At 41.9% G+C, this 20,325-nt stretch carries 23 protein-coding genes and 2 pseudogenes; 17 read left to right on the forward strand and 8 right to left on the reverse strand.

Translation table 11 applies throughout. The annotated features are described in order from the left end of the window. Positions 1-163: 163 nt before the first annotated feature. From ACOBWA_RS11975 to ACOBWA_RS11990, 4 genes are all read left to right on the forward strand, one after another. A complete protein-coding gene (locus ACOBWA_RS11975) occupies positions 164-442 on the forward strand; it encodes a hypothetical protein (RefSeq protein WP_420229482.1) in 279 nt (92 codons plus the stop codon). 202 nt (positions 443-644) lie between these two features. Next, positions 645-1,280: a hypothetical protein gene (locus tag ACOBWA_RS11980; RefSeq protein ID WP_420229483.1), complete on the forward strand. Its 636-nt coding sequence runs from the start codon at positions 645-647 to the stop codon at positions 1,278-1,280. A gap of 113 nt (positions 1,281-1,393) precedes the next feature. Further along, the gene (locus tag ACOBWA_RS11985) at positions 1,394-2,059 is read left to right on the forward strand and encodes an AAA family ATPase (RefSeq protein ID WP_420230771.1); all 666 of its coding nucleotides are present in this window, start codon (positions 1,394-1,396) and stop codon (positions 2,057-2,059) included. Between the two features lie 204 nt (positions 2,060-2,263). Then, complete coding sequence (locus ACOBWA_RS11990; protein ID WP_420230772.1) at positions 2,264-2,668, forward strand: hypothetical protein; 405 nt, start codon at positions 2,264-2,266, stop codon at positions 2,666-2,668. A gap of 109 nt (positions 2,669-2,777) precedes the next feature. Here ACOBWA_RS11990 and ACOBWA_RS11995 read toward each other — a convergent pair whose 3' ends face one another. Beyond that, positions 2,778-3,017 (reverse strand): DUF503 family protein, encoded by a 240-nt coding sequence (locus ACOBWA_RS11995; protein WP_420229484.1) that lies wholly within the window; start codon positions 3,015-3,017, stop codon positions 2,778-2,780. Between the two features lie 170 nt (positions 3,018-3,187). Here ACOBWA_RS11995 and ACOBWA_RS12000 point away from each other — a divergent pair, with 170 nt between their 5' ends. The 3 genes and pseudogenes from ACOBWA_RS12000 (at position 3,188) to gorA (ending at position 5,967) form a co-directional block, all read left to right on the forward strand. Next, positions 3,188-3,976, forward strand: a complete 789-nt coding sequence (locus ACOBWA_RS12000; protein WP_420229485.1) for a threonine/serine ThrE exporter family protein — start codon at positions 3,188-3,190, stop codon at positions 3,974-3,976. Position 3,977: 1 nt separating this feature from the next. Next, complete coding sequence (locus tag ACOBWA_RS12005) at positions 3,978-4,430, forward strand: threonine/serine exporter family protein (RefSeq protein ID WP_057761340.1); 453 nt, start codon at positions 3,978-3,980, stop codon at positions 4,428-4,430. A gap of 174 nt (positions 4,431-4,604) precedes the next feature. Beyond that, positions 4,605-5,967: pseudogene (gene gorA / locus ACOBWA_RS12010) on the forward strand (glutathione-disulfide reductase). Between the two features lie 281 nt (positions 5,968-6,248). Here the strand turns inward: gorA and ACOBWA_RS12015 are convergent. Together ACOBWA_RS12015 and ACOBWA_RS12020 are read right to left on the reverse strand one after the other, a co-directional pair. Then, entirely contained in the window at positions 6,249-7,175 is a 927-nt protein-coding gene (locus ACOBWA_RS12015; protein ID WP_420229486.1) for an XAC2610-related protein, read from the reverse strand. Positions 7,176-7,315: 140 nt separating this feature from the next. After that, on the reverse strand, positions 7,316-7,684 hold the full coding sequence (locus ACOBWA_RS12020; RefSeq protein WP_201601527.1) for a hypothetical protein: 369 nt from the start codon (positions 7,682-7,684) through the stop codon (positions 7,316-7,318). Between the two features lie 215 nt (positions 7,685-7,899). Here ACOBWA_RS12020 and ACOBWA_RS12025 point away from each other — a divergent pair, with 215 nt between their 5' ends. Continuing rightward, positions 7,900-8,109 (forward strand): hypothetical protein, encoded by a 210-nt coding sequence (locus tag ACOBWA_RS12025; RefSeq protein ID WP_025644536.1) that lies wholly within the window; start codon positions 7,900-7,902, stop codon positions 8,107-8,109. 14 nt (positions 8,110-8,123) lie between these two features. Here ACOBWA_RS12025 and ACOBWA_RS12030 read toward each other — a convergent pair whose 3' ends face one another. Both ACOBWA_RS12030 and ACOBWA_RS12035 read right to left on the reverse strand, forming a co-directional pair. Beyond that, the gene (locus ACOBWA_RS12030) at positions 8,124-8,750 is read right to left on the reverse strand and encodes a GNAT family N-acetyltransferase (RefSeq protein ID WP_420229487.1); all 627 of its coding nucleotides are present in this window, start codon (positions 8,748-8,750) and stop codon (positions 8,124-8,126) included. A gap of 364 nt (positions 8,751-9,114) precedes the next feature. After that, positions 9,115-10,764: an FAD-dependent oxidoreductase gene (locus ACOBWA_RS12035; protein ID WP_420229488.1), complete on the reverse strand. Its 1,650-nt coding sequence runs from the start codon at positions 10,762-10,764 to the stop codon at positions 9,115-9,117. 243 nt (positions 10,765-11,007) lie between these two features. On the opposite strand from ACOBWA_RS12035, the gene truD reads away from it, so the two are divergent. Together truD and ACOBWA_RS12045 are read left to right on the forward strand one after the other, a co-directional pair. After that, entirely contained in the window at positions 11,008-12,165 is a 1,158-nt protein-coding gene (truD, locus tag ACOBWA_RS12040; RefSeq protein ID WP_420229489.1) for a tRNA pseudouridine(13) synthase TruD, read from the forward strand. Continuing rightward, on the forward strand, positions 12,144-12,329 hold the full coding sequence (locus ACOBWA_RS12045) for a hypothetical protein (protein WP_420229490.1): 186 nt from the start codon (positions 12,144-12,146) through the stop codon (positions 12,327-12,329). The genes truD and ACOBWA_RS12045 overlap by 22 nt, the downstream gene beginning before the upstream one ends. 112 nt (positions 12,330-12,441) lie before the next feature. Here the strand turns inward: ACOBWA_RS12045 and ACOBWA_RS12050 are convergent, their stop codons facing one another. The 3 genes and pseudogenes from ACOBWA_RS12050 to ACOBWA_RS12060 form a co-directional block, all read right to left on the reverse strand. Next, complete coding sequence (locus ACOBWA_RS12050) at positions 12,442-13,173, reverse strand: GGDEF domain-containing protein (protein WP_420229491.1); 732 nt, start codon at positions 13,171-13,173, stop codon at positions 12,442-12,444. Between the two features lie 29 nt (positions 13,174-13,202). Then, positions 13,203-13,898 carry a hypothetical protein gene (locus tag ACOBWA_RS12055; protein ID WP_420229492.1) on the reverse strand — a complete coding sequence of 232 codons (696 nt, stop codon included), beginning with the start codon at positions 13,896-13,898 and terminating at the stop codon, positions 13,203-13,205. Positions 13,899-14,191: 293 nt separating this feature from the next. Beyond that, positions 14,192-15,074: pseudogene (locus ACOBWA_RS12060) on the reverse strand (PHP domain-containing protein). A gap of 290 nt (positions 15,075-15,364) precedes the next feature. Here ACOBWA_RS12060 and ispZ point away from each other — a divergent pair. The 7 genes from ispZ (at position 15,365) to ACOBWA_RS12095 (ending at position 20,258) form a co-directional block, all read left to right on the forward strand. Next, positions 15,365-15,916: a septation protein IspZ gene (ispZ, locus tag ACOBWA_RS12065; RefSeq protein ID WP_420229493.1), complete on the forward strand. Its 552-nt coding sequence runs from the start codon at positions 15,365-15,367 to the stop codon at positions 15,914-15,916. A 104-nt stretch (positions 15,917-16,020) separates the two neighbouring features. Beyond that, positions 16,021-16,347, forward strand: a complete 327-nt coding sequence (locus ACOBWA_RS12070) for a YciI family protein (RefSeq protein ID WP_420229494.1) — start codon at positions 16,021-16,023, stop codon at positions 16,345-16,347. Positions 16,348-16,403: 56 nt separating this feature from the next. Then, positions 16,404-16,793 (forward strand): hypothetical protein, encoded by a 390-nt coding sequence (locus ACOBWA_RS12075; RefSeq protein WP_261869048.1) that lies wholly within the window; start codon positions 16,404-16,406, stop codon positions 16,791-16,793. 124 nt (positions 16,794-16,917) lie between these two features. Continuing rightward, complete coding sequence (gene mnmD / locus ACOBWA_RS12080) at positions 16,918-18,519, forward strand: tRNA (5-methylaminomethyl-2-thiouridine)(34)-methyltransferase MnmD (RefSeq protein WP_420229495.1); 1,602 nt, start codon at positions 16,918-16,920, stop codon at positions 18,517-18,519. After that, a complete protein-coding gene (locus ACOBWA_RS12085; RefSeq protein WP_420229496.1) occupies positions 18,492-19,001 on the forward strand; it encodes an FAD-dependent oxidoreductase in 510 nt (169 codons plus the stop codon). Before mnmD ends, ACOBWA_RS12085 begins: the two co-directional genes overlap by 28 nt. A 101-nt stretch (positions 19,002-19,102) precedes the next feature. Beyond that, complete coding sequence (locus tag ACOBWA_RS12090; RefSeq protein ID WP_420229497.1) at positions 19,103-19,537, forward strand: secondary thiamine-phosphate synthase enzyme YjbQ; 435 nt, start codon at positions 19,103-19,105, stop codon at positions 19,535-19,537. A gap of 82 nt (positions 19,538-19,619) precedes the next feature. Continuing rightward, on the forward strand, positions 19,620-20,258 hold the full coding sequence (locus ACOBWA_RS12095; protein ID WP_420229498.1) for a hypothetical protein: 639 nt from the start codon (positions 19,620-19,622) through the stop codon (positions 20,256-20,258). Positions 20,259-20,325 lie beyond the last annotated feature (67 nt).

The following is a 20,325-nucleotide window of genomic DNA, read 5'->3' on the forward strand; positions in this document are numbered from 1 at the left end:
TATTTATTAAAGATACTTAAAAGTTAAATGCATTAATATTTAAATGGTTAGATATGACGCGTAAACGCATACGATATAGAAACAACTGGTTAATAACGATATAGCCAACACAAATTGACATTACTCACTCCTGCATGACCTCTGAAACTCTTAAGGACTTCTTATGAAAAAATTACTATTTATTATCTTGGCATCTACTGTTGGCGTTAGCGCCTGTGCGTCAGGCGGCACATCAAATGGCACAAGCGATCGCAACCATCAAAGACCTGCGATGTCAGCGGATATGAAGCAAGCCATGGATGACTGTGCTCAACGAGCTGGCGTAAAAATGTCTAAAGAGAATCGTCCAAGCCAAAGTGATATGAAAAAACTAGAAGCCTGTATGACTGTAAAAGGGTATAAAAACCTGAAGGACATGGTCAAGGCCGTCCGCAATAATTAGCATTTTTTAGATGATTAATGATAAAAGGCCACTCTTTAGGGAGTGGCCTTTTTTGGGCGTTATCATTGCCACTTGCTCATTTCACCTTCAGCTAGCATGCTATAGCTTTCTCCCTGAGAACTGTATACAATTTGAAGCTAAGCACAATAGCGGACTAAAAATTTTTTAGCCAAATGACATCTAAAATAATAGAGTTAAAATCATGAGTGGATTCAGACTATATAGTCTTGCACTAGATACTAAATCGATTAATACTAATGAAATTAATTTAGTTGATGACTCAGACTCTAAATACGATAACTACTTCACTCTAATTGTTGGCAATAATGGAACTGGAAAAAGCAGAATACTAAGTAGAATAGCAAATTTTTTCAAAGATATAAGCAGAAAAGATAGAGAGAATCACTCATTTAATTATTCAGAATTTGACTACAATTTTCCACCTTCAAAAATAATAGCTATTACGAATAGTATTTCAGATAAATTCCCCATGGATCAGAGTTTTAGAAATATTAAAAACTCAACCCTTGAGTTATACCATAGAGATTTTGACTATAACTATTTAGGAATGAGGAATAGGATAAATAGCTTCTCAAGTACAGCTTTAATGAATCGAGCTTTAGAGATAATTTTTGAAAGCTATTCACAGTTTGATATCTCAAGAAACTATAGACACATATTTGATTATTTGGATTACGAACCTGTACTGAGATTAGAATATAAATTAAACACCTCATCTTTTGAAGATTACCACAATAGTATTAATCCAGAAATCTTAGTAGCTTATGCTGAGAATTATTACGAAAAAAGTTTTTTGATAGAAGTGAAAGTACTATAAATATAGTAAAAGAAAGAGCTTATGACTTATGTAATCTTATTAATGACAGCATTCTATCTAAAAATCGTATAAATGAAATAATTGTTAATTTTTCAGAAAAAAATATTAATAGAATTAGCCAGGATAACTCTTTATATAGTGAAAAAACCTATGAGTATGATTTAATTAACATTTTGAGAAAAGTAGGAATTATTAGTACGTTTAGAGTCCAAGTGTATAAAAAAGGTGGAAGTTCATTCAACTTCAGAGAAGCCAGCTCTGGAGAAGCAAATATTTTATCAACGTTAATATCACTTGTACCATTACTCAAAGATAATAGCTTAGTACTAATCGATGAACCTGAAATAAGTCTTCATCCTTTGTGGCAATCAAAATATATTGACTTATTAAATAAGATTCTAGAAAATGTTTCTGGATGCCATATAATTATTGCTTCTCATTCACCTTTCTTAGCTTCTGACCTAAAACCAAGCAACTCCTCTGTAATATCTTTAAAAAACAAAAAAGGTGTTATATGTGCAAATGGACTTGAAAAATCAACTTACGGATGGTCAGCTGAAGATATTTTATTAAATGTTTTTGAAATGGAAACAACTAGAAATTTTGATTTATATCAGAGCGTTTCTAAAGCTCTTTTATTGTTGAGTGACAACAAAAGATCTAATGAAGAATTGAAGTTTATTCAGAATAATTTAAAATCTTTCTATCCTTCTCTTCTTGATAACGATCCTATAAAACCTGTTATTGAAGCAATATTTAAAGCGATTTCTTATGACTGATAGGATCCATATCCCATATATTTTTTCTATAGAAGAACTACAATGTATTAAAGACAACTTTACTTCTCATACTGATTGGGAAAAAGTAATATTTGATGGCATCAAAAAAATATTGTTGATCATCTGAGACCACAACAAGCAAATACTTGCTGCTATTGTAAAAACCAACTAGGCCATGATATTAAACAAGTTGATATTGAACATATACTACCTAAAAGTAAGTATGAAAAATTCACTTTCAATGGTAAAAATTTAGCTTTGAGTTGTCCCGCTTGCAATACGATAAAAAGCACTAAAGAAGTTTTGAAAAAACCATTAGTAAGGTATCCACGCAGTAGTAATCATATAAAGATAATTCATGCACACTACGATAATTACTCAGAACATATAGATATAATTAACAATTGTGTCTTCTTTTCCAAAACCAGTAAAGGCTCGGAAACAATTACTTTTTGTAATTTATTTAGATTAAGTGAAGTCGAGGACAGGGCTAAAGCATATGAGAAAATAACCTTAACTTCTTTATGTGACAAACTAAGTAATACTAGTCATATAGATCCACAGACTAAGCAAGATATAATGAACATTATATTGAGTAAGATTCGTTAAAATTTTATGTAGGAATCCTTGAAAATTAGTATTATTTTCTGGGTGTCGCAAGCTCCACCCAACCTACAAGTTAAACATTTTTCAGAATTAAGATATAAAACCAATTAACCTAAACAAACTCTCTTTCAATATTCATCACCCTTGCATCCACCGTACGCTCTAGCTTTTCCTCAATTTGACTACATTGCGACTCGACCTCACGTTTTGACAGTCCAACGATCACAAACGTCCACTCACTAGCATCATGGCGCGCGCGGCCGCCGCTTTCGCATACCGCGACACTTGGCGTATTGCCAAAGCGCGCGTGCAAGCCGCCCATACGGTGGCGTTTTTCTTTAGCGAGCCACAACCGGGCAATGCAAACGTCAATGTCAAAATAGCGATGTGCATTTTATACTCCTTGCCAAAAATTTTTATAATAGCAGCCAACATAATATTCGATAATGACTGATATTGTCTGCGCGTCAGCACCTATACCCTTTATAATAGTGTATCAATACCAACCTGCGTATCTCACCCATGACCTCTATCAGCTACGTAAAGCAGCAGCGCATTACTCGACTATGCGTGCGCTGCGGATTACTCCTTATGCAGTATGGCGCTGAGTCTGCCGTAGTGGTGGACTTATCCAAACGCTTGGGGCTTGCCTTGGGGATGAACAGCGTCGAATGTTCGCTGAACTTTAATGCTATTACCCTAACGACTATCTGTGACGAGCGCTGTATTACCACCACCAGAGACACGATTAATCAGAGCATCAATGTCAACTTATTGGTGCAGATCCAGCAAATAATCAATAAAACTGAAGCTACTGTCGACAGTACCGATTTGATTGACCGCACGACCCTTGCCTTTGATGAGTTGGATAAGACCGTATATCCAACGTGGCTCGTAAGTATATTTGTTGGCGCATCTTGTGCGGCGTTTGCTTATCTAAATGGTGGTAGTTGGTCGATTACGGCGGTGACATTTATCGCTGGCATGGTTGCGATGCTCACTCGTATTTATCTATCCAAGCATCATTTCAATCCCTTTATCACTGTCATTGTGACGGCTTTTATTGCTTCTCTTATTGGGGCGACGACCTATTATTTTGATATTGGTAATAATGCCGATATCGCTGTTGCCTCTAGCGTGTTGCTACTGGTGCCCAGCTTTCCGTTGATTAACTCGTTCTCAGACATACTCAAAGGCTATGTCAATATTGGCGTTGGGCGTGCGGTCTTTACCTATATGCTCACCTTATCCGCGTGCGTTGGTATCGTGATAGCGCTGGTTTTACTTCGCATACAGCACTGGGGGTTTTAAGATGTGGTTTATTGAGACCGTCATACTGTCTTGCATCATTACCCTTGGTTGGACGCTGATGTTTAGCGTACCCAAACGCTATATCTTGCCTTGTTTACTGATGACAGCGTTTGGCTTTGGGTTAAAGACAGCTCTCGTTTATCAGCACATTCATATCGTGGTTGCTAGCTTTTTTGGGGCGATGCTTGCCAGCTTTTTGGGTGTGTACTTTTCTAAGAAATATACCCTACCGCCCAAAGCGCTCATCTCGCCCAGTGTCATCTGTATGATGCCTGGTATCGCCGCCTATAAAGCGATGGTCAGCATGGTACAGATTGGTTATTTCGGCTTTTCAGACGAGTTATTTAGCCAAATGATGGTGTACTTATTTGAAGCGCTGTTTGTGACCTCAGGATTGGTGCTTGGCTTGTCTATCCCTGGGCTGTTATTTTATAGACGTCGCCCTATTGTATAGATGGGTTTGAGTAGATTTAAATATCTAAATGCTAAGCTTTTCTTAATCAAACACCATTTATACTCAAGCGATTCAACACATCTTAACCATAAAAAACTTGTAAGATGAATGATAAGACCCATTACAGTAGAGTCGGAAATAGCACCCATAACAATTCAATAAAGAGACCTAATTATGACCAAACATTATGATTATATCGCCATTGGTGGCGGTAGCGGCGGCATTGCCTCACTCAACCGTGCAGCAAACTATGGCAAAAAATGCGCCATTATCGAAGCCAACCAATTGGGCGGCACTTGTGTGAATTTGGGTTGTGTGCCTAAAAGGTCATGTGGTATGGCGCGCAAGTGGCTGAAGCCATCCATAAATATGCGCCAGATTATGGTTTTGATGTCGATGTTAAAGGTTTTGATTTCCAAAAGCTGGTACAGAGCCGCCAACAATACATCGAAAACATTCACCGCGCTTATGATAATAACTTGGCTAAAAACGGCGTCGAAGTGATCAAAGGCTTTGCTAAGTTTGTCGATACCAATACCGTAGAAGTAAATGGCGAGCTGATTACCGCTGACCATATTTTGATTGCTACGGGCGGTTATCCTATTCAGCCAGATATTAAAGGTGCAGAATACGGCATCGATTCTGATGGATTTTTGCGTTGAATCATTTACCAAAACGCGTGGCGATTGTGGGCGCAGGCTATATCGCTGTCGAGATCGCAGGCGTGTTAAACAGTCTGGGTGCCGAGGTGCATTTGTATGTGCGCAAACACTCGCCACTACGTACGTTTGACCATACTATCGTAGAGACTTTGCTGATAGAAATGGAACAAGCTGGCATCAAATTACACACCAACACGGTGATCAATGAAGTCAATAAAAATGACGATGACAGCCTTGATTTGACCACCAACGATGGCGGTGAAGACTGTATCGACACTGTTGACTGCTTGATCTGGGCGATTGGTCGTGCGCCATCGACTGATGGTATCAACCTGCAAGTGACAGGGGTCGAGACAACCGAGACGGGTAAAATTAAAGTCGATAAATTCCAAAACACCAACGTCGATGGTATTTATGCGGTTGGCGATATTATCGAGAACAGCGTAGATCTAACGCCCGTAGCGATTGCCGCTGGTCGCCGCTTATCTGAGCGTCTGTTTAATAATAAACCCAATGAGCATTTGGACTACTCGTTGATACCGACCGTAATCTTTACTCACCCTGCTATCGGTACGATTGGCCTGTCTGAAATCGACGCGGTGGAACGCTATGGCAAAGAAAATATCAAGTGTTATACCTCAACGTTTACCGATATGTATAGCGCGGTCACTCAACATCGTCAAAAATGCACCATGAAACTAGTATGCTTGGGCAATGACGAAAAAGTCATTGGCCTGCATGGTATTGGTTTTGGCGTCGATGAGATGATTCAAGGCTTTGCCGTTGCGATTAAAATGGGCGCGACTAAAGCAGACTTTGATAATACCGTTGCTATTCATCCAACCGGTGCAGAAGAGTTTGTGACGATGCGTTAATATGTGCGTTGATTTGATAATTTGATAGTCGTACTAAGCAATTTATTATAAAGGCTACTCTTGAAGGAGTCGCCTTTTTTGCTAGGTTTGAGGACTATATCTCGCTTTAACGAATTACTTCAATATTCTTTATTTTACTCTGACATTCTTAAACTGAACGACATTATCTAAACTGCCAAGCACGCTTTTAGGTTGCGGTTTTAACTGAACCGTATTATTAGGTAGTTTTACCGTGATGCCTTGATTATTAATTTTATAAAGTACAGGTCTGTTGGTGAAGCTCAGTGTTTTCTTTGTTTTATCATAGTCAAACTGTCCTTCATAAAGCAGCTCAATTCGGCCCTCCTCATCTGCAAAAGCATAATATAATTGCTCGCTGCCATCTTTATACTGACTATCGAGCACCATTTTTTATCATTATCTACTGTCAGCATATAGATATAGGGAAATGGGTTTTCTGCTTGTTCGACATAAGGTGGTAGCATTTCATAGTTCTCGACCTTCATTTTGCCCTTGATCTTTTTGCTTTCAGTAATAGATAGCAGGCTTCTGTTATTCCACTCCTCCTCAATGATACGGACAACGACTGGTTCATCGTTGATCACCTTATACTCTGAAAACTGATGCCACGCAGCACCGCTTTTGGTCATAGTGTTCAAGGTTTCACTGTCTTTATCGATGCCAAAAAAACCACAGTATCCCTGTGCCAGATCCGTAAATCCATCACTATGAATGAAAGTATTATCCTTTTTTAGATAGACTTGGTAAGAAGGTCCACCATAACAGCCATTGCGTCCATCTCTTAGTGCTAAGTCCTTTTGATTATCAAAATTAAAGTCATCGTATATCAGTACGCTATGCTCGCCATAATACCTATTGGCAATATTAGCGCTAATTTTGTCGCTTAGTTGACGCTCTTTACTGTTGTCCAACTCATATTCAATATCGAGACTAGCAGGCTGACTAATCATGGTTTGCCCAGTTTTTGCATTGATAACCTTAATAATACTATTTGACTCGCCATCTTCATCCTCTGCTGGGATAATGATGGCAGAGTAATCGTCAGAAAACTCTTCAATTTGATAGTGCTGATTTGAAGCTTGAGCCGTAGCTGACAATGTTGACGTAAACACGAGGAAGCCACTTGCTATTGTCGTTGCTCTGAATGCTCTTTTAAACAAGACCTTAGATAGAATATTGCTAGACATTGCGTACTCCTTATTCGCTTATTTTTTATTATCATAGGCCTTCTAGAACAATATAGACCACTGATTAGCTCTTGTTAAGCAAAAAAGGCGCTACTTAAGCGCCCTGTTTATATCATTAATTTAAGCAGTTTTATAAACCACTATGGCGTCAATACCCATTCGCCATTGACATCACTGACCTTAAAAGCGCCGCTATCAGTACGACTATTGCCGCCGATGGTTTGCGTGACATCAGCGGTACACAGATAAGTGTTGTCACCCTCAGTCGTATCACAGCTGACATTGTCTACGCTCTCAAGCGTTGGCATCATACCTGCCATCATGCCGCTCACAGCTTTTGCCATTTCATCATCACCCGCTTGCACCATTGCATCGTCCATGATGCTATTGGCCTTGTCATACTGCGCCTGAATCAGCTCTTCTACATCACTATCAGAGGGGCCGCTCGAGCAAGCGGCAAAGAGCGGTGTCAATACAGCGATAATTGCTAATTTTTTTATACTTCTCATCGTATTCTCGTTTCGATTAGGTAGTGCTCAAAGTATACCTAAACACCCTATAAAACCCAACATAATTTCTTTGTCAATAGCACTGCTTTTTATAGCCTTTTATCTTTGCTAGTATCTTGCTCTTTTTATGCCTTAGCCTCAAGTGACTTGCAGACAGTTCAATATCCTTGCTGTTATTATGCCAGTATTCTAATAAACGATAAGAGAGTTGCAAGATGGTAGCCGTCTACCTTTATATTTTACCTGTTGGCTTAGGCATTATGACTTTAGCAGCAAGTTTATTGTTCTTGTTTGCATTTTTGATGTCTGATGACCCTGCGACCCGCTTGCCTGCTTTTAACTGGTTCAAGCGCTTAATTATTGTGGCATTTATCTTGCTCAGCATTGGGCTATTTATGACTTTTGGTCACTTTTGGGGCGCATAAAGCAAAGTCCGCTGTTATGCGTTAACGATTTTCTCAAGCTCCAATAGCACTAAGTCATCGCGCTTAGGCTCGCCATTATTGCCATCGACAGGAAACGGCATACTATTACCATTTAGCTGATAACCGCGGCGCTGATAATAAGCCAAAAGCTCAGGACGATGACTTAGTATAGACATAGTCAGACGGCTAGGCTGATTAAGTGACTGTAAATGGCGATCTGCAAAGGTCTCAGCCGCTTGTAAAATCACGTTCCCAACACCCTTCCCTTGTAGCACAGGATGTACCGCAAACATGCCGATATAGGCTTTTTTATTTGAGTCAGCATCGGTTTTAATATCGACAGCGATACAGCCAAGTATCTCACCCGTCTCATCTCCATCACGGTCGCCTGTTGTGGTTTTCGGATAAACAAAATAATAGTGATTAGGGTCATTGATAACAGCAGCGAGCTCCGCTGATGTGGTCCTGATACCGCCGATTAAGTCGGCCTCATTGGTCCAGCCCGCTGTCTCGCGATAGCAGCAGTTCAATAACTGCTCAAGTGCGCCAATATCCTCTAATGTCGCTTCACGCAAAAATACCGACTCTTTATCAAAATGGTCTGTTTTCATATTGCTGTTATTTATATTGTTTTCGCTCATATTATAATTTTTCCTTTTCCGTCTATGTATAGTTGCATTCAAATAATTTCGATACAACAAAACCGAGTGTAAGTTATAGATTAGTATACTTAACAAGGATGACGATGTAGCGGATTTATATGGATTTGACTATAAAAAACTGGCTTAGATCACTAAGCCAGTCTAGGGTATGTCATTAATTAGATTGTGAGGCTTAAAATGAGAAAAGTTGTAGATAAACGAGGAAAAAATTGCCGTTAATATGAACATATTTGCAAGATTTCTGACAATGTTTAGCAAAATTTAGCCATTTTAAGACCACTAAATGTATTCATGTGCTAATTGATGACATGCCCCAGATACTAATACTTATTAGTCTATAGTACTAGCGCGATAATGCATGCGCTTGCTCAATAATATCGAGCCCTGCATTAAGCTGCGCACGTGTCGGCGCATGACCACGGCGTAATAGCTCAGAGAAGGCTACCAGCTCTTTGTCACGTCCAAGCGTACTTGCTGCACTAGCCCGTGTATCCTCGCCTTTACCATCGAAGTAGTATTCGATATAATCATGCGTATCTGGCGTACCAAATAGGATATTGTGATCTGGTGTCGCGGCATGACCGCTATAGCGTAGGCTCTTGCCATATTGCATGGTCCAAAAGAAAGGAATACGCGCCTCTAATGAGTCAACACTGTCGTCATTTAATATCGCAGCTGCTGTGACCATGCCATGCTGCAATGCCACGCGCCAATGCTCGATACGCATGCGACCCATTTGATTGGTGGCTTTTGCAATATCACCTAGCGCATAGACGCCATCGCGCAGCTGTAGATGAGCGTCGACTTGTACACCATCTGGTTCGTTAACTGCGCTCAATATCTCTGTACGTGGAGACACGCCAGTACCCAATATCACGATATCAGCATCAATATGCTCACCATTCGCCAGCGTGACACCGCCTACATTTGAAAAAGCTTGGTTATTGTTATCTCCATCCTTATCTACTTGACGGTCAACCTTAGTAATTTCATTGACGGTTGCGTCAAACACAAAATTGATGCCCTTCTCTTCATGTAACTTAATTAAGGCGTTACTCACCGTTTCAGAGATAATATTGCCCATCACACGGCTACCTTGCCCAATCACTGTGATAGAAGCTGTCGTGCCTGCTTGCGCTAATGCCGAAGCGGTCTCCATACCGATAAAACCTGTACCAATGATCACCACACGCTGATCATGACTGGCCGCTTTAATTAATTTGGCATCATTCATGCTGCGTAGCGTATATACTCCATCTATGTCAGCACCTTTGATAGGTGGCAAGTTTGGTCTAGCGCCAGTGGCGACGACCAAGAAGTCTGCAGTTTGTCGCTCGCTGTTGCCATCATTATCTTCTATAACGATGGTTGCTTCATTGGGTAGCACTTCGCTAACCGTTTGGTTGAGGCGTAACTCAATATTATTGTTATCCGCCCAATCAGCACCGCCCAATAGCAGCTTCTCCTCGTCCATCTTGCCTGCCAAAAACGCTTTGGATAATAAAGGACGATTGTAAGGTGCCTTATCCTCTTTACTAATCAATGTAATCTTGCCGCCATAGCCACCCTGACGCAACTGGTCGGCCGTCATAAATCCTGCACCGCCACCACCAACGATAATAGTATGGGTGTCAGTTAATTTATCATTTTTGACTTGCCCCGTTACCTGAGCTGAGGTATCGACTGTCAGATTATCACCATCATGAGTCAGCTCATACTGGGTCAAACTTTTTGTCGCTATCGGCTCTAATAGGGTGCCATCGCGACTATCAAAAGTCGCATGATGCCAAGGACAAACTACCCGATTGCCACAACGTAATCCGTTACCCAAATCTGCGCCCGCATGTGGGCACTTACCATCGAATGCACGGAACTCATCATCATCACGAGTGATTAAAATGATACTATCGTCTTCTTGCTTATACGACTTCATACCACCGCTTGGGATATCCGCTTTACTGATGGTGGCTATGTTGATCGTTGCGTCGGTCATAATGCTTCCTTAACAGTTATAATGATTTCTAATGACAGCAGGTTGAAAATGACCGTAACCAACCAGACAAATTCAACTTATCCTATTATTTTTAATATGCTATGCATTGATAGTAGCAAGAGCGCCGCGCACACGATGTTTTTTTGTATGTTTGCTGCGTTGCAAAACGTAATTATGCGACTTTATTTTCCGCACTCTTTTTACTTCTAATCATTATTAATAAACAAAATAAAAGACGACCTTATGACTTCTCAAGACAACCAAAACGAAATAACTACTTCTCAAGATAGTTTAGATAGCCAAGCTGCTACTCTTGATTCAACAGCTGTTGCTCAAAACGCTAATGAACGAACAGCTAGTGAGAAAACAGCCAGTGAGCAAATTGACCTAGCTCATATGGATATTGCCACTATTACAGATACTGAAAATTTGCCTCAGCCAAGTTTGCAGCCAATACAGCAAGCGACTTATAAAGCCAATACGACTGATTTTATCGTTAATGAGCTATTGCCATTAGACTTCACTGGTGAAGGTGAGCATTTATGGCTACATATCGAAAAATCAGGCATGAATACTACTTATCTGGCGAAACTACTGTCAGAGTGGGCAGACATTCCATTACGTGATGTTGGCTACTCAGGGTTGAAAGACCGTCACGCGTTGACGACTCAGTGGTTTAGTTTGCGCATACCAAAGAAGCAATTGCCACCTACTGAGTTTGCACCAGTGGACATTGGCGAAAATGAGACTGTCACTATCCTTGCGCAGCACTGGCACAATAAGAAACTCAATCGCGGTACGCACCGTGCCAATCAGTTTGTTATTACTTTACGTGATATCCAGTTTGCGAGCGCTAGTGACGAAAATGTTGATGACGGAAGTAACGCATCACCCGAGCAACTACTATCTGCAAAAGAGGCCGTCGAGCAGCACCTAACGCGCATTGGTAGAAACGGCGTACCCAATTATTTTGGTCCACAGCGTTTTGGTCGTCAGGGTAATAACGTCAGAGAGGCTTTATCACTGTTTGCTCGTCCGCCGCGAGAGCCTCGCCCGCAGCCAAAAAAGAGCAAACGTAAGCGTGCCCCGCGCGAGCAAAATACGATGGAATTGTCTGCTGCACGTAGCTTGATATTTAATGAGATATTGGCAGCACGGGTACGTGATGGTAGCTGGAACACTGGCCTAGCAGGTGAAGTGTTTAATTTGGATGGTTCAGGATCAATATTCACTAGTGAGACACTAGATGATACGTTGCATGCTCGTCTTGACAGTGGCGATATTCATCCAACTGCCGTGCTATGGGGCACGGGTAACGATAAAATCACCGGTAGCGCTGCAGATTTAGAGACCGAGGTAGTACAACACAGCCCCTACTCATGCAACTGGCAACTGGATTAGAGCAGCGCGATATTAAGGCGCAAAGACGAGCGCTACGTCTACCGATTGAGGCGTTAAGCTGGGAATGGTCGGACGATCAGACGCTGGTATTAAACTTTACTTTGACGACGGGTAGCTTTGCCACAAGTGTGCTCGCAAGCTTGGTACAGCAATTAGCTTCTTGATTGGAGGGATTAATGAAACTGGCATCTAAATTGGACTAATCAATAGAATATCAGCCATACCGATAATACTTACACAATCTTAGCGGCATGGCTGATCGCTAATAATTAATGGCTAACGACTTTTGTAAAGCAATTGCTTACCGCCTTCTTTTTCAGCCCACATCTCATTTGCACTGACAACTTGATTGCGACCACGGTGCTTGGCTTCATACAGGGCTTTATCTGCTGTGCTAATTAAACGTTGGCAGATATCACTAGGCAGCTTTTGCATTGAGGCTATTTTGCTTTCCGCACGCTGAGTAGCAATTGGCTTGATAAGAGGTGACGTTCGAGCGACGGTCTTTTGCTGTGTGATCGTTTTGTAGCCTTGCGCAATACAATCTCGCTCTTCGTGAGTTAAGGTATACAATCCAAAACTTGCTGTCACATTAAAATCAGCCAGACCTTCAATCTTCATGACATGTTCAGCAATATTTAGCCGTAATTGCTCGGCAATCATCATAGCGCTATCATGCTTCGTGTCTGGCATTACAACCAAAAATTCTTCGCCGCCGTAGCGACTGACAATTGACTCATCTGTTAACGACTGCGATAGCGTCTGCGATATTTCAATTAGAACCTGATCACCTACATCGTGTCCATAATTATCGTTAATCTGTTTGAACCAGTCCAAATCTAACAGCATGACGCTTAAGTCTTGATATTCTCGCACAGTAGCCAAGGCATACTTCATCTTTTTCAGACCGTAGCGACGATTTTTAAGCTGGGTAAGCTCGTCCTGATTGGCATGTCGTAAGGTCTCAAACCGACTATCATCTAATACCAATAGCAAAGCACGGAACATATAAACGATAAAAATCGCTTTTGGCAGCGCTAAATATAAATGCGTCGACCGCCAAAAAATGCGGATGAACGCTGTAGCTCGTTGATACTATCCCAATTTAAGACGTTGTTCTCAAAAGCCAACGCAGCAACCGCATTTTCAGCAGCCATGATCTCGTTGTAAGTTAGATAGTTATGACTTTCAAGCATGGGATGAATGACAGTCAATTGGCGTAAATTAGGCAGACTGATACCAAAGTAAGGCGACATGATCGCTAATAGCATCAAGATAATATGCAGCCAAAACATGCGCCAAGCATAGCGGCGCTTAATCAGCATCATGCCAAGCATAGCACCGCCGACGAGCGACACGCCTGCAAACAAACTGCTATACCCTATCATTACAATAACAGTAGAAATGTAAGCAGTGTAAACCAAAACCAAAGCTATCTGCCATCTGCTTAAGACAATGTCGTTGTCATTGCTTGAATGAAATAAGCCTTTGACCATGCACAAAAAGAACAGTCCAACAAAGCTAATCCCAAGCCATAATGGATATAGATAATGTATGTTCACATAGGTGTTTAACGCATCTTGTTGCCACCAGACATACAAGCACCAGAACCAATGCAATGATACCTCTAACACGATAAATAAGGCCATCAGCGATGTTCGGTCAGCTGCTTGCCACTCAAAAATCATTTGAGAGATTTTGTTGTAACCTAGATGGGATATCGATACAGCCATAGAAGGGTTACCGCAGAGAGTATAAATACATTAAAAGGTATAAATGCGTTGAATAGATAAGTGCTAAAATCAAAGCCAAAGCATATTGTTCGCTCTGAAATTCCCACATCAAGTGTTACAAGTTCTGGTCCTATTATCAATCTATTTTACGCATTTATTTCCCAATAATTTCTCTATGAATATAATTTTGTTTACTTACCCATTCTTGGCCTTATTCATCATGATAAATAAGGCCCTATCGCTATTGGAAATAACCTTATTAGAAGTAACTGTAAAAAGGTAAATCCTATTCACTAAGCAAGCGTTGCAAAAGATTCCCAAACCCCTTGCTGATCATCATTTAAAGTAGGAACATCGCCCAAACGTCGCCAAGGCATGTTACTACCATGAAAGTCACTACCAATAGATGCCGCAAGATCATGCTCAGCAATGCTACGGTCGACCATTCTGCGTGTACTAATCGGCTCACTAGTGGCTGGTAGTTCACAAGCATCTCCGCCAAGCTGCGCAAACTCTTCGATTAGTTTACGCACGCGTGTCGCTGATAGTTGATATCGCGTAGGATGTGCGAGCACCGCTTTGCCGCCGCAAGCATGAATCAGCTCGATACCATGCTGCATCGTCAACGCCTCGATCGCTACATAAGCAGGTTTATTATCTGCTAGGTACTTATCAAAGGCTTTTTGAACGGTTTTGACTTCACCGCGCTCAAACAATACCTGTCCAATATGGGCGCGCCCGACTGCTTGAGGATTACCGCCTGCTTTATCGAGCACTGCTTGCCATAGCTCATCATAACTAATATCTAATAGCTCACTCAATTTTTCGGCGATACGCTGACCACGAGTGGCTCGACTGTCTTGCAGTTGCTGCAGCGTTGCGTGCATTTTTTCGCGATCAGTAAAGTCCAGTCCAAGTACGTGAATAATTTTATTGGTAGACTTATTCTTTCCGTAACCACCGCTTAATGTATGTTCACAACTGATTTCAACGCCATTAATAATCTGCATATCGCAGGCACTCGGCAGCGTCTCTTGCCTCATCAATCCCTGCCAGCGTGTCATGGTCAGTCAATGCCAATACGTTGATGCCCGCTGAATGAGCACGTTGTATGACCTCGGTCGGTGCATAGGTACCATCTGAACAAGTACTATGGCAATGTAAGTCAATTTTCATAAGGTAAGCCTTAAAGTATTAGATAAAATAAGAGTAGAATAAAAACTAGTTAACAGACAGTCATTGCTACGATTATGAGTATTGTGATTTGTCTTACTGATTCTGTAGATTTAGCAGTTATTGGTGCTGTATTTGTGTTTATATTTGGCCAGTGACATGGTCATCAGGCGCAATAAGAAAGTATTACTCTGTAGGTTGCGTATATCGCATGATTATCGTGTTGATTGCTTTTTTTGGTGCGGTAGACGTGTAAACTACCCCATACGTTTTTGTTGGATATACCCTTTGCTATGAAAGCATTATTAGACTTTATTCCCTTAATTGCCTTTTTTATCGCGGCGCGTTATAACGGTATTTTAGCAGCGGCAGGGGCTTTGCTCGTCGCCACTATTATCGTTTACGCCATTCATTTTATTCGTCAAAAAGGTAAGTTTGATAAGCAGCAATGGGTTGTCTTATTATTAACGATTTTATTCTGCGGCGGCACATTACTATTGCGTGATGATATTTATTTGCGCTGGAAGTCGCCTATTATCAATGGTATTTTTGCGTTGACGCTATTCGTCAGTGCCGCTATTAATAAGCCATTGATGCAGCTTGCTATGAAAGAGGTATTTACCTTGACGGTTAGCGGCTGGAAAAAGCTGACCGTTGCTTGGGCATTGTTTTTTGCCCTAATGGCTGTACTACATTATATCACAGCGTTCACAATGTCAGATGAAGCATGGATCAACTTTAAGACCTATGGCTGGATTCCAATTATGCTGGTGTTTGTCGTAGCTCAATTTGCCGTGTTGAAAAAGCATCTCAACCCTGCACTGACGGACAAAGCCACTAAATAGTTTCTGTTGCCTTGTCATAGCAGCAGTCACTTTGTCGCTATGACGTTTATACTAAGCCCATATAAGCTCATTACTACTTTTTTATTATTCACTAAGGAAGTCTCATGTCTTTATTTGCAATCATTGGTCATGACGTGGCTAATAGCAGTGCACAACGTCTGATTACTCGTACTGAACACATTGAACGCCTAAAAGCATTGCACCAAGAGGGTCGTCTCGTTATCGCAGGTCCAACGCCTATCGAGCATGGCAAAAGTGATATGTCAGGCAGCTTAATCATTGCAGACTTTGACTCTATCGAAGCGGCTCAAGCATGGGCAAACGATGAGCCTTACTTACGTGATGGCGTGTATAGTCATGTCGATATCAAACCATTTGTTCAAGCATTGCCAGCACCAACTGATAGCAAAAATCAAGTAGCTGCATCGTGATTCAGAGAGTCTCTTTTTCACCTACCCGTTTCTACAAAAGTGCCCTGATTGGTCTTATGTTAGTGACAGCTGTTTCGGCGCAAGCTGCACCCACTGCGCCCATAACACCTGCTGTCGATGCAACCGATCCGACAGCAGTGCTGCCGTTGACTGGGCCAGTAGCGGCGCGCGCTTTACCAACGAAAAACTCAGCACTAGATATCAATGATACCTTGGCGGCACAGTTGCAACCATCTACTAAAGCATTGTCAGCTGCCAATCAAGAACTGCTCAGCCGTAATGCACAACTGCAGCGCCAAGTGAACGACTTGCAGACCCAAGTAAATGTCTTGGTTTACGAAAGTAAAGGACAGTTATTTCTATACGGTGCGTTTACCGTTTTGATCAGTCTATTAGTCGGCATTTTTGTCTCGTGGTTAGTATTTGTCCGTCGTGAGCGCTGGTAGCATATGCTGTACTCGCACTGACTTGCATTACTCTACTTCGCTGCGTCTGACCAAATGTCGATATCATTGATCCGTCACAATTGACCGTTGAGCTACCGTTACTGATATTCCTAAGAAGTGTCTCATGTCTACCGCTAATCATCAAAACCCTGAACACTTAAACGTTATCACACCTGCCAAGATTGACTGGCAAACGGATGATACTGGCAATATGGTGCCAGTATCAGGTGAGTTTGGGGATGTGTATTTTTCTCATGCGGATGGTTTGGCAGAGACCCGTCACGTGTTTCTAGAGCACAATCAGTTACCAGAGCGTTTAGCACACCTTGCACCAAAGCAATGCTTTACGATTGCTGAGCTAGGCTTCGGAACTGGGCTTAATCTACTAGCGACGTGGCAATTGTGGCGACAATTACGTGAAACCAATCCGCAATTAGCAACGGCTCGCCTGCACTTTATTACTACTGAAAAGTTCCCTATACCGCTAGCGGATTTGACGCAGATACTTGCTTTATGGGGTGAGCGCGCACCGGAGCTAATGGCATTTATTGAGCCACTTTTGGCTGCATATCCGCCCCTGGTTGCAGGCTGTCATCGTTTAAGTTTTTCTTATGATAACTTAACCGTCGATATGTGGCTTGGTGATGCAGCAGAAAGTCTAAGCAAACTGGCATTAGACCATTCTAACCAGCATACGCCTTGTATTGATGCTTGGTTTTTAGATGGTTTTGCGCCTTCTTGCAACAGTACGTTGTGGGCTGACAGTATCTTTGGACAAATGCAGCGTCTATCACGCCCTCATACGACTGCCGCTACTTATAGCTGTGCAGGTATCGTCAAGCGCGGACTAAGAGAGCATGGCTTTCAAATTAAAAAAGTCAGAGGTTTTGGTCGAAAGCGAGAAATGCTAACGGCCATCATGACTAATGCAGAAAGTAGTGACCTTACTAGCGATAATAAAAGTTGTGATAATAAAAGTTGTGATAATAAAAGCCACGATGCAAAGCAAGAAACGACTTATAGCACATTTGATTACACTGTCGTCATTGGTGCAGGTGTCTCAGGGTTGCTCACAGCTTGGTCGCTTGCCAATCGCGATATTACCGTTACTTTATTAGATAAATCAGCGCCCTTAGCAGGCGCATCAGGCAATCCTAGAGCGTTACTTGCGCCCAAAATGACGCCACTTCACCATGTTGACGAGCATCTGCATACCATAGGTTATCTCCATAGCAGCAGGCTATATCGAGACCTTAATCAAACAGCCGTACAGCTTAATACAGCACCGGTACTTGAACTGACTGGCGCCCTTGATTTGCTTATAAAAGCCAATATCGGTACAGAACAAATTGCCGACTATCCTGACGAGATGGCGACCACCCTATCGCATGAGCAAGCACAGGTTACTAGTAGCCTAAAAGAGCAGGACTTATCAGAGAACTTGTACTTACCGCAGTCTGGTCTGGTCAATCCACAAGCATTAAAAAACACCATACTGACTCATCCGCTCATTCACTTTCAGCAGTTAGAAGTGAATGAAATCAACGAGACTGAGCAGCAGGTTCGTATCGAAGGTATTGATGGAAACCGTAACACTGTCACTATGACTGCTGATAATGTTGTCATTTGTGCGGCTTTTGAAAGTCATCAATTGGATCAGCGTATTTTTGATTGCCGTAAAATTCGTGGGCAGCTGTCTTGGTTTACCCCTCGACGGAGCAACTAACAAAGCTACCTAAAATACCGCTTAAATATAGTGGTTACTGTGCGCGGTTCAAAGCACAGAGTGGAGATGACGAGTTAAATACTGTGGTCGCTGACGAGCCCTATTTATTGCTTGGTGCGAGTTTTATCCGCAATGACACAAGTACTGACATACGTGACGAGGAACATCATATTAGCCGAGACAAGCTCATCACTGCTATACCTGAAATGGCATCTGTCATTCCGGCAGATACGAGTCTATGGCAGGGACGATCTGGCATTCGCACCCAAACGCCTGATTACCACCCTATCGTTGGACAATTGGCAAATAGTCAGCGGAGGATATGGACAATGAGTGCAATGGGCGCAAAAGGTTATGCATTGGCACCTATTTGTGCTGAAGCATTAGCAGATATGATGCTAGGGTCATTCGCACCACTGTCAGAGACGATGCTCGCACGCCTATCACCCAATCGTACACGTCTACAGACGCCGCTTGTTTAAGAATAAATGGCTCTTGTGTAAATAACAGCAACGATTTCCATAGTTCATACTGTCTTATGATATCTTAATTTGATGTCGATCCTAATAATGAGATATACCCCATGAGCTATTACCAAACCACCCTTACTCTACCCGCCTATGCGCGCGGCATTCATATCATCACTCCGAAGGTTGAAGAAGCGATTTCTCAGCTGCTACCTCACTCTGCCAAGGTAGGGTTGGTTCATCTGTTTTTGCTGCATACGTCAGCCAGTCTTGCAATCAATGAAAATGCTGATCCAGATGTCAGATTAGATACAGAGGAATGGCTTAATAAAATCGTACCAGAAGATCAGCCAGAGTATCGCCATACCTTAGAAGGCTCAGACGACTTGCCAGCGCATCTCAAAAGCATGATGCTTGGAGTAAGCTTGACTATACCGCTTGTCGATGGTGAGTTAGGACTGGGTACGTGGCAAGGTATTTATTTATGTGAGCATAGAAACCTGCAAGTATATGGTGGACAGCGTAAGCTGGTGATTACGGTAAATACGTAATAATATACTGTCAATAAATAGCAGGTTGACCCTTGCCAATTACCACAGTTACGTAGAGCGCCATTAACGGATAAAGCTGATTATGAATACTTCTTTCTCAAAAGCACTAAACTTACGAAAATCTAAACTGCTTTATCGTACGGCTCCTGCTATTTTCTTCAGTCTATTGCTACTGACTGCTTGTCAAAAAGATCCAGAACCTGAAGCAACTGATACAACTACAGCTGAAACCTCAACGCAAACCAAGCCCGTAACGACCAATATCAACGTTGATGAAGCTAAAGACAGCAACGTTGATGATGCTCAAAATGTAGCGCAGACTGATTCAGAACGTGATATGAGCTTAACAGAGTTAAATAAAGATCTTACTGATACTACGTCTACGGCAAATGATAGCGCTGAAAAACCTAACCCAGAGCAAGCTATTAAAGGCGCACAAATCACTGATGTCCGTTATAAAAGTGAAGCAGGTGAGAGTTTGTCCGTAGTCTTTGAGACGTCGGCAGCTGGTATGCTTAACGCTATCATTACTCGTCCCAACCAGCCAAAAATGACATTGAGCGCACCCGAAGGCCAAGGCAATAATCCTACCTATCAATCAGCTGACGGCAGTATCCAACTCGTCAGTCATGCTGGTGGCGGTACTATCGACCTTATCCGAAACAATAAAGTGACTAGCTTTGATGCCGTCAGTGCTGAAGCAGAAGTCATCACTGAATAAAACCTAATTCGCTTTCTGTCTCAACACTCTATTTAAAACCATAAAAAAGGCGGCAAACGTTATTATC

Origin of the sequence: Psychrobacter sp. ER1 (assembly GCF_048631835.1) — a bacterium.
In the GTDB taxonomy this organism is placed as follows: domain Bacteria; phylum Pseudomonadota; class Gammaproteobacteria; order Pseudomonadales; family Moraxellaceae; genus Psychrobacter.

What these genes read in the sequence shown, in the direction of transcription:
- truD (WP_420229489.1), top strand. Translation starts at nt 11,008, where the DNA reads ATGACTTCTCAAGACAACCAAAACGAAATAACTACTTCTCAAGATAGT.
- ACOBWA_RS12095 (WP_420229498.1), top strand. Translation starts at nt 19,620, where the DNA reads ATGAATACTTCTTTCTCAAAAGCACTAAACTTACGAAAATCTAAACTG.
- ACOBWA_RS12020 (WP_201601527.1), bottom strand. Translation starts at nt 7,684, where the DNA reads ATGAGAAGTATAAAAAAATTAGCAATTATCGCTGTATTGACACCGCTC.
- ACOBWA_RS12045 (WP_420229490.1), top strand. Translation starts at nt 12,144, where the DNA reads ATGCAACTGGCAACTGGATTAGAGCAGCGCGATATTAAGGCGCAAAGA.
- mnmD (WP_420229495.1), top strand. Translation starts at nt 16,918, where the DNA reads ATGTCTACCGCTAATCATCAAAACCCTGAACACTTAAACGTTATCACA.
- ACOBWA_RS12015 (WP_420229486.1), bottom strand. Translation starts at nt 7,175, where the DNA reads ATGTCTAGCAATATTCTATCTAAGGTCTTGTTTAAAAGAGCATTCAGA.
- ACOBWA_RS12000 (WP_420229485.1), top strand. Translation starts at nt 3,188, where the DNA reads ATGACCTCTATCAGCTACGTAAAGCAGCAGCGCATTACTCGACTATGC.
- ACOBWA_RS12075 (WP_261869048.1), top strand. Translation starts at nt 16,404, where the DNA reads ATGTTAGTGACAGCTGTTTCGGCGCAAGCTGCACCCACTGCGCCCATA.
- ACOBWA_RS11975 (WP_420229482.1), top strand. Translation starts at nt 164, where the DNA reads ATGAAAAAATTACTATTTATTATCTTGGCATCTACTGTTGGCGTTAGC.
- ACOBWA_RS12090 (WP_420229497.1), top strand. Translation starts at nt 19,103, where the DNA reads ATGAGCTATTACCAAACCACCCTTACTCTACCCGCCTATGCGCGCGGC.
- ACOBWA_RS12055 (WP_420229492.1), bottom strand. Translation starts at nt 13,898, where the DNA reads ATGGCTGTATCGATATCCCATCTAGGTTACAACAAAATCTCTCAAATG.
- ACOBWA_RS12035 (WP_420229488.1), bottom strand. Translation starts at nt 10,764, where the DNA reads ATGACCGACGCAACGATCAACATAGCCACCATCAGTAAAGCGGATATC.
- ACOBWA_RS12005 (WP_057761340.1), top strand. Translation starts at nt 3,978, where the DNA reads ATGTGGTTTATTGAGACCGTCATACTGTCTTGCATCATTACCCTTGGT.
- ACOBWA_RS12030 (WP_420229487.1), bottom strand. Translation starts at nt 8,750, where the DNA reads ATGAGCGAAAACAATATAAATAACAGCAATATGAAAACAGACCATTTT.
- ACOBWA_RS12070 (WP_420229494.1), top strand. Translation starts at nt 16,021, where the DNA reads ATGTCTTTATTTGCAATCATTGGTCATGACGTGGCTAATAGCAGTGCA.
- ispZ (WP_420229493.1), top strand. Translation starts at nt 15,365, where the DNA reads ATGAAAGCATTATTAGACTTTATTCCCTTAATTGCCTTTTTTATCGCG.
- ACOBWA_RS11980 (WP_420229483.1), top strand. Translation starts at nt 645, where the DNA reads ATGAGTGGATTCAGACTATATAGTCTTGCACTAGATACTAAATCGATT.
- ACOBWA_RS12025 (WP_025644536.1), top strand. Translation starts at nt 7,900, where the DNA reads ATGGTAGCCGTCTACCTTTATATTTTACCTGTTGGCTTAGGCATTATG.
- ACOBWA_RS12050 (WP_420229491.1), bottom strand. Translation starts at nt 13,173, where the DNA reads ATGTTCCGTGCTTTGCTATTGGTATTAGATGATAGTCGGTTTGAGACC.